The sequence below is a fragment of the Streptomyces sp. NPDC017991 genome, from assembly GCF_044328075.1.
Classification (GTDB): Bacteria; Actinomycetota; Actinomycetes; order Streptomycetales; family Streptomycetaceae; genus Streptomyces.
The window spans coordinates 343,010-350,931 of the sequence record NZ_JBIRGP010000015.1; the positions used below are offsets into that span (position 1 = coordinate 343,010).

The following is a 7,922-nucleotide window of genomic DNA, read 5'->3' on the forward strand; positions in this document are numbered from 1 at the left end:
GCCGCAGTCGCTCGCCGAGGTGCTGGAACACGCCGACGGGTGGGTCAATCCCCTCCGTGACCCCCAGGACCGCCGTCTGCCGAAGATCGCCGGGCCCTCCGGGCTGGTCATCTTCGGGGTGACCGGCGACCTGTCCCGCAAGAAGCTCATGCCGGCCGTCTACGACCTGGCCAACCGCGGCCTGCTGCCGCCCGGCTTCTCACTCGTCGGCTTCGCACGGCGCGACTGGGAGGACGAGGACTTCGCCCAGATCGTGCACGACTCGGTCCGCGACCACGCGCGCACCGAGTTCCGCGAGGAGGTCTGGCAGCAGCTCGCCGAGGGCATGCGGTTCATCCCGGGTGACTTCGACGACGACCAGGCGTTCGAGCAACTGCGCGCCGCAGTGGACGAGTTGGACAAGTCCCGGGGCACGAGCGGCAACTACGCCTTCTACCTCTCCGTACCGCCGAAGTTCTTCCCCAAGGTGGTCAAGCAGCTCAAGAAGCACGGGCTGGCCGAGGCGCCCGCCGGCTCATGGCGGCGCGGGGTGATCGAGAAGCCGTTCGGCCGCGACCTCAAGAGCGCGCGCGAGCTGAACCGGGTGGTGCACGAGGTGTTCGACCCGGAGCAGGTGTTCCGGATCGACCATTACCTCGGCAAGGAGACCGTCCAGAACATCCTGGCGCTCCGCTTCGCCAATCAGATGTACGAGCCCATCTGGAACCGGTCGTACGTGGACCACGTACAGATCACGATGGCCGAGGACATCGGCATCGGAGGCCGTGCGGGCTACTACGACGGCATCGGCTCGGCCCGTGACGTCATCCAGAACCACCTGCTGCAGCTGATGGCGCTCACCGCGATGGAGGAGCCCATCGCCTTCGACGCCGACTCGCTGCTCACCGAGAAGCTCAAGGTCCTCAAGTCCGTGAAGCTGCCCCAGGACCTGGGCGAGCACACGGTCCGCGGCCAGTACGCGACGGGCTGGCAGGGCGGCGAGAAGGTGCGCGGCTACCTCGACGAGGACGGCATCGACCCCGGGTCGACGACCGACACGTACGCGGCCGTCAAGCTGGAGGTCGACAACCGCCGCTGGGCGGGCGTCCCCTTCTACCTGCGCACCGGCAAGCGTCTCGGCCGCCGTGTCACCGAGATCGCGGTCGTCTTCCAGCGCGCCCCGCACTCCCCCTTCGACTCCACCGCCACCGAGGAACTCGGCGCGAACGCGATCGTCATCCGCGTCCAGCCCGACGAGGGCATGACGGTGCGCTTCGGATCGAAGGTGCCGGGTACGTCGATGGAGATCCGGGACGTGTCGATGGACTTCGCGTACGGCGAGTCGTTCACGGAGTCCAGCCCGGAGGCGTACGAACGCCTGATCCTGGATGTACTGCTCGGCGACGCCAACCTCTTCCCCCGCCACCAGGAGGTGGAAGAGTCCTGGAAGATCCTCGACCCGATCGAGGGCTACTGGGACACGCACGGCAAACCCGCGCAGTACGCCTCGGGCACCTGGGGTCCCGGGGAAGCCGACGAGATGCTCGCACGAGACGGACGGAGCTGGCGCAGGCCATGAAGATCGACCTGACCGACACCACGGCAAGCAAGATCAACAAGGCCCTCGTGCAGGGTCGCCGCGCCATCGGCACGCCAGCCGTGGGCATGGTCCTGACGATGGTCATCGTGACGGACGAGGAGAACGCGTACGACTCGATCAAGGCGGCCGAGGAGGCCTCCCACGAGCACCCCTCGCGCACCCTGGTCGTCATCAAGCGGCACGCCCGCACTCCGCGCGACCGCACGAACAGCCACCTCGACGCCGAGGTACGGGTCGGCGCGGACGCCGGCACCGGCGAGACGGTCATCCTGCGGCTGTACGGGGAGGTGTCCGACCACGCCGACTCGGTGGTCCTGCCGCTGCTGCTGCCCGACGCGCCGGTCGTCGTCTGGTGGCCGGTGGACGCGCCGGAGGTCCCGGTGAAGGACCCGCTGGGCGCCCTCGCGCAGCGCCGGATCACGGACATGTACGCCGTGGAGACCCCGTTGGAGGCCCTGGAGGCACGTGCCGCCGCGTACGCGCCGGGCGACACCGACCTGGCCTGGACCCGGCTCACGCCGTGGCGTTCCATGCTCGCCGCCGCCCTCGACCAGGCCCGCACGAAGATCACCTCGGCCGCCGTCGAGAGCGAGGCCGAGAACCCGAGCGCCGAACTGCTGGCCCGCTGGCTGGAGGCCCGTCTCCAGGTCTCGGTCGAGCGGGTCGTCACCGCGGGGCCCGTGGTCACCGCCGTGAAGCTCGGCACCGAGAGCGGCGAGATCGTCATCGACCGCCCCGAGGGCCCCCTCGCGACGCTGTCCCTGCCGGGCCAGCCCTCGCGCACCCTCGCGCTGAAGGTCCGCAGCACCTCCGAGCTGATCGCCGAGGAACTGCGGCGGCTCGACGCGGACGAGATGTACGCCGTCGCCCTGCGCGGGGACGACGCCCAGAGGGAGAGCCGTGTCTGACTCACCGAAGCTCACCCGCCGCCCCGAGTGGACCGCTCTGGAGGACCACCGGGCCGGGCCGTTCCTGCACGCGCACCTGCGCGAGCTGTTCGCGACGGACCCGGAGCGCGCAGGGCGCTACACCGTGCGCGTGGGCGACCTGCACATCGACTACTCGAAGCACCTGATCACCGACGAGACGCTCGCGCTGCTCCAGGAACTCGCCACCGCCACCGATGTGTTCGGTCTGCGCGACGCGATGTTCCGCGGTGAGCGGATCAACACGACCGAGGACCGGGCGGTCCTGCACACCGCGCTGCGCGCTCCGCGTGACGCGGTCGTGGAGGTCGACGGCGAGAACGTCGTACCGAAGGTGCACGCCGTGCTCGACCGGATGGCCGGCTTCGCCGAGCAGGTCCGCTCCGGCAAGTGGACCGGCCACACCGGCAAGCGCATCCGCGCGGTCGTCAACATCGGCATCGGCGGCTCCGACCTGGGCCCGGCGATGGCGTACGACGCGCTGCGCGCCTTCACCGACCGGGGTCTGACGGTCCGGTTCGTGTCGAACGTCGACGGGGCCGACCTGCACGAGGCCGTGCGGGACCTGGACCCGGCCGAGACGCTCTTCATCATCGCCTCGAAGACCTTCACCACCATCGAGACGATCACCAACGCGACCTCTGCGCGGTCGTGGCTGCTCGCCGGACTCGGCGACGAACCGGCGGCCGTGGCGAAGCACTTCGTGGCGCTGTCGACGAACGCGGAGAAGGTCGCGGACTTCGGCATCGACACGGCCAACATGTTCGAGTTCTGGGACTGGGTCGGCGGCCGGTACTCGTTCGACTCCGCGATCGGCCTGTCGCTGATGATCGCGATCGGTCCGGACCGCTTCCGGGAGCTGCTCGACGGCTTCCACCTCGTCGACGAGCACTTCCGCACCGCGCCCGCCGAGTCCAACGTGCCTTTGCTGCTCGGCCTGTTGGGCGTCTGGTACGGCAACTTCTTCGACGCGCAGTCGCACGCGGTGCTGCCGTACTCGCACTACCTCTCCAAGTTCACGGCCTATCTCCAGCAGTTGGACATGGAGTCCAACGGCAAGTCCGTGGACCGCGACGGACACCCCGTCGAGTGGCAGACCGGCCCGGTCGTCTGGGGCACGCCCGGCACCAACGGGCAGCACGCCTACTACCAGTTGATCCACCAGGGCACGAAGACGATCCCGGCCGATCTGATCGGTTTCGTCAACCCGGTCGCCGAGCTGGGCGGCGAACTCGCGGCCCAGCACGACCTGTTGATGGCGAACCTCTTCGCCCAGGGCCAGGCGCTGGCCTTCGGCAGGACGCCCCAGGAGGTGCGGGCGGAGGGCGTGGCCGAGGAACTGGTGGCGCACAAGACGTTCCAGGGCAACCACCCGACGACCACGATCCTCGCCCGCGAGCTGACGCCCTCGGTCCTCGGCCAGCTGATCGCCCTCTACGAGCACAAGGTGTTCGTACAGGGCGCGATCTGGCACATCGACTCCTTCGACCAGTGGGGCGTCGAACTCGGCAAGGTCCTCGCCAAGCGCGTCGAGCCCGCCCTCACCGAAGACGCCGACGTTCCCGGCCTCGACTCCTCCACCAGCGCCCTCGTGGCCACGTACCGCACTCTCCGGAAGAAGTGAACTGACATGACTGCGACGCAGCTTGGTCTCATCGGTCTCGGCAAGATGGGCGGCAACATGCGCGAGCGCATCCGCCGCGCGGGCCACACCGTCATCGGCTACGACCGCGACCCGGAGCTCGCCGACGTGAGCAGCCTGACCGAGCTGGTGGGCAAGCTCGAAGGTCCGCGGGTGGTGTGGGTGATGGTTCCCGCCGGTGCCGCGACCCAGGGCATCATCGACGAACTCGGTGACCTCCTTGAGCCCGGTGACGTGGTCGTGGACGGCGGCAACTCGCGCTGGACGGACGACGAGAAGCACTCCGAGGAGCTGGCGGCCAAGGGCATCGGCTTCGTCGACGCCGGCGTCTCGGGCGGTGTGTGGGGCCTGCAGAACGGCTACGCGCTGATGGTCGGCGGCGACGCCGAGCACATCGCCAAGGTCCAGCCGGTCTTCGACGCCCTCAAGCCCGAGGGTGACGCAGGGTTCGTGCACGCGGGCAAGGTCGGCGCCGGGCACTTCTCCAAGATGGTCCACAACGGCATCGAGTACGCCATGATGCAGGCCTACGCCGAGGGCTGGGAGCTCCTCCAGGCCGTCGACTCGGTCACCGATGTGCGCGAGGTCTTCCGTTCCTGGCAGGAGGGCACGGTGATCCGTTCCTGGCTGCTCGACCTGGCGGTCAACGCGCTGGACGAGGACGAGCACCTGGAGCGGCTGCGCGGCTTCGCGCAGGACTCCGGAGAGGGCCGCTGGACCGTCGAGGCGGCCATCGACAACGCGGTACCGCTGCCCGCGATCACCGCGTCGCTGTTCGCCCGGTTCGCGTCCCGGCAGGACGACTCGCCGCAGATGAAGATGATCGCGGCACTGCGCAACCAGTTCGGCGGCCACGCCGTCGAGTCCGCGAAGTAGGAGTCATGGGCGATCTTCTTCTCGTCCGGCACGGCGAGACCGAGTGGAGCCGGTCGGGGCAGCACACCAGCTGGACCGACCTGCCCCTCACCCCCCACGGCGAGGAACAGGCGAAGTCCCTCGTCCCGCTCTTCGCCGGGCGGTCCTGCGCCCTCGTGCTCACCAGTCCGCTCCAGCGCGCGATACGGACCGCGGAGCTGGCGGGTCTGACCGGGGCCGTCGTCGACCCCGATCTGCACGAGTGGAACTACGGGGCGTACGAAGGCGTCAAGACCGTCGACATCCACCGCACCCGTCCCGACTGGTACCTGTGGAACGACGGGGTACCGCCCGGCCCGGACGGGCACACGGGCGAGTCGCCCGTCGAGGTGGGCGAACGGGCCGACCGGGTGCTCGCGCACGCGGCGAAGGCGCTCGACGAGGGTGACGTGGTCCTTGTGGCCCACTCGCACTTCCTGCGCGTCCTGACCGCGCGCCGGCTCGGGCTGCCCGCGTCTGACGGGCGGCTGTTCCGGCTGGACACGGCTACGGTGAGCCGGCTCTCGCTGGAGCATGGGCGCCCCGTCCTCGCGGAGTGGAACGCCAAGCCGTAGGGTCCCCCCCTCGGACCGGGGCCATCCCCCGCGCCCGCCCCTTCACCTGCGGGCCCGGTGGGGGCCGGTCGCGCAGTTCCCCGCGCCCCTAATACTGCGGGCCGGTGGGGGTTGCGTGCGCCGTTCCCCGCGCCCCTGCAGGGGGAAAAGCAGGGGCGGAGCCCCGGTTTTTGGGGGCGCGGGGAACTGCGCGGCCCGCCCCCACCGGCCCGCAGCCGGCTGACGCACCTGCCGACCCCGCCAGGCACCGCGCACCGGCGGGCAACCGTCGCTGCGCGGTGCCTGGCGCCACTTCAGCGCACGGGCCTACGTACATGCTGCGCCGCCAGCCGCACCGGAGCGTTCTGCGCGCCGTAGCCGCGGTAGCCCGCGTCGCGCTGGACCAGTTCGAAGAAGACCCTGCCGATCGTTTCCGTGTAGCAGTGGCGGAAGGCGCCCTCCGCGTCCCGGTCGTAGAGGATGCCGAGTTCGCGGAAGGTCTCCAGCTCGCCGTCGGCGAACTCGTACCTGGCCGCGAGGTCGTCGTAGTAGTTGGCGGGGATGGTCAGCAGCCGCCCACCCGCGGCACGGAAGCGGCGGGCCGCCGTCACGAGATCGTCGGTGGCGAGCGCGATGTGCTGGGCCCGGTCGCTGTCGTCGGCGCTCGGGGCCGGGCCGACACCGAGGGCGATACGGACGGTGCCGTCGGCATTGGTGACGGCCCGGCTGCGCAGAAGCCCGTACGGATCGGCGACGTCCACACTCTCCAGGGCGCCGAGCCCCAGAACGCTGCGGTGGAAGAGCGCGGCCTCGTCGAACTGGTGCCAGGGTTGGGTGAGAGCGAGGTGATCGATGCGGTGGACACCACCGGCGGTGGCCGCCGAATGCCCGACCGGCCGCACGGACTCAACGGACTCAACGGACTCAACGGACTCAACGGGCCCTACGGGCCCTACGGACTGCGCGGGCTCTGTGGGGTCGAAGTCACTCGTCCAGTCGGGCAGTCCGGGGCGGCCGGTGGCGCAGAAGAAGAGTTCCGTGCCGTCGGGTGCGGCGACGGCGTCCAGGGGCACGTCCTCGGGGGTGCGGCGGCGCGGCAGCACGGGGGCGAGCAGTGCTTCGGCACGCTTTGCCGCACCCGCCGGGTCCGGTGATTCCAGCCCGACGGCGGCGAGTTGCGTACCGTCGCGGCGGGCGCCCGGACCCGTGTTGAGCAGCACACGCGCCTCGCCCTGCTGCCACAGGTCCACCGGCTTGCCGCGGTGCCGGGCGGTCCGGGCGAAACCGAGTGCTTCGAGGAGTTCCGAGACCGGTTCGACGTCGGGGCTGACCAGTTCGGCGAAGGCGATACCGGTCGGCACGACGGGCGCGGGCGGCGCGGTGAGGCCGACGCTCTCCTGCAGCACGAGGAGCGAGCGCCGCGCGTCGAAGGCGGTCGGCCCGGCCTCGGCCTGCCGGAAGACGTCGTTGAAGACTTCGAGGGAGAGGGGCCCCTGATACCCGGCCTTGACGACCTGCCGGAGGAGCCCGGCGATGTCGAAGCCGCCCTGCCCGGGGAAGCAGCGGTAGTGGCGGCTCCACTGCAGGACGTCCATCGCCATCAGCGGCGCGTCGGCCAGCTGAAGGAAGAAGATCTTCTCGCCGGGGATCTCCGCGATCCCTTCGAGAGACTTGGGGTCGGAGTTGCGGGCAAGGATGTGGAAACTGTCCAGACAGGTGCCGAGCGCAGGGTGGTCGGCGGCCTCGACGATGCGCCAGGCGTGGTCGTACGTACTCACGTGCCGGCCCCACGCCAGGGCCTCGTAGGCGACGCGGATGCCGAAGCCGTCGGCGAGTTCGGCGAGGCGGCGCAGGTGGAAGGCGGCGAGCGCGTCGTCGTCGACGGCGAGGGGCGAGACGCTGGAGCACACCAGAACGGTGTCCGCGCCGAGCCGCTCCATGAGCCGGAACTTGTGCTCGGCCCGGCGCAGATTGCGCTGGAACTCGTCCTGCGGCACGGCCTCGATGTCACGCATCGGCTGATAGAGATCGATACTCAGCCCGAGATCGGCACACCGCGCCCGAATCTCCTCCGGCGCCAGCGGACTGGCCAACAGATCGTTCTCAAATACCTCGACCCCATCGAAACCGGCCCGAGCAGCGGCGGTGAGCTTCTCGGTGAGGGCCCCACTGAGACAGACAGTGGCAATGGAAGTACGCACGTTGCTACTCCTTGGATTCCGGCGTGCAGGGACTAGGTCGTGTCTTCAATTGATCTTGAGTAGTGGATCATGGTCGGGTGATACGTCGACATGAACTGTCCGATGAGGAGTGGGAGTTCCTCCGTC

The 7,922-nt window shown here is 69.8% G+C and carries 6 protein-coding genes; 5 read left to right on the forward strand and 1 reads right to left on the reverse strand.

What is annotated here, in order from left to right:
• Window positions 1-19: 19 nt before the first annotated feature.
• The 5 genes from zwf to ACH4DZ_RS36930 are packed head-to-tail and all read left to right on the forward strand — an operon-like array spanning window position 20 to window position 5,616.
• Entirely contained in the window at window positions 20-1,558 is a 1,539-nt protein-coding gene (zwf, locus tag ACH4DZ_RS36910) for a glucose-6-phosphate dehydrogenase (RefSeq protein WP_398292823.1), read from the forward strand.
• On the forward strand, window positions 1,555-2,487 hold the full coding sequence (gene opcA / locus ACH4DZ_RS36915) for a glucose-6-phosphate dehydrogenase assembly protein OpcA (protein ID WP_398292765.1): 933 nt from the start codon (window positions 1,555-1,557) through the stop codon (window positions 2,485-2,487). Before zwf ends, opcA begins: the two co-directional genes overlap by 4 nt.
• The gene (gene pgi, locus ACH4DZ_RS36920) at window positions 2,480-4,129 is read left to right on the forward strand and encodes a glucose-6-phosphate isomerase (RefSeq protein WP_398292767.1); all 1,650 of its coding nucleotides are present in this window, start codon (window positions 2,480-2,482) and stop codon (window positions 4,127-4,129) included. The genes opcA and pgi overlap by 8 nt, the downstream gene beginning before the upstream one ends.
• A 6-nt stretch (window positions 4,130-4,135) precedes the next feature.
• Window positions 4,136-5,023, forward strand: a complete 888-nt coding sequence (gene gnd, locus ACH4DZ_RS36925) for a phosphogluconate dehydrogenase (NAD(+)-dependent, decarboxylating) (protein ID WP_398292769.1) — start codon at window positions 4,136-4,138, stop codon at window positions 5,021-5,023.
• A 5-nt stretch (window positions 5,024-5,028) separates the two neighbouring features.
• The gene (locus ACH4DZ_RS36930) at window positions 5,029-5,616 is read left to right on the forward strand and encodes a histidine phosphatase family protein (protein ID WP_398292771.1); all 588 of its coding nucleotides are present in this window, start codon (window positions 5,029-5,031) and stop codon (window positions 5,614-5,616) included.
• 293 nt (window positions 5,617-5,909) lie between these two features.
• Here the strand turns inward: ACH4DZ_RS36930 and ACH4DZ_RS36935 are convergent, their stop codons facing one another.
• Window positions 5,910-7,796 (reverse strand): bifunctional sugar phosphate isomerase/epimerase/4-hydroxyphenylpyruvate dioxygenase family protein, encoded by a 1,887-nt coding sequence (locus ACH4DZ_RS36935; protein ID WP_398292774.1) that lies wholly within the window; start codon window positions 7,794-7,796, stop codon window positions 5,910-5,912.
• Window positions 7,797-7,922 lie beyond the last annotated feature (126 nt).

Coding starts and splice junctions, on each gene's coding strand:
- opcA (WP_398292765.1), top strand. CDS start 1,555: ATGAAGATCGACCTGACCGACACCACGGCAAGCAAGATCAACAAGGCC.
- gnd (WP_398292769.1), top strand. CDS start 4,136: ATGACTGCGACGCAGCTTGGTCTCATCGGTCTCGGCAAGATGGGCGGC.
- ACH4DZ_RS36930 (WP_398292771.1), top strand. CDS start 5,029: ATGGGCGATCTTCTTCTCGTCCGGCACGGCGAGACCGAGTGGAGCCGG.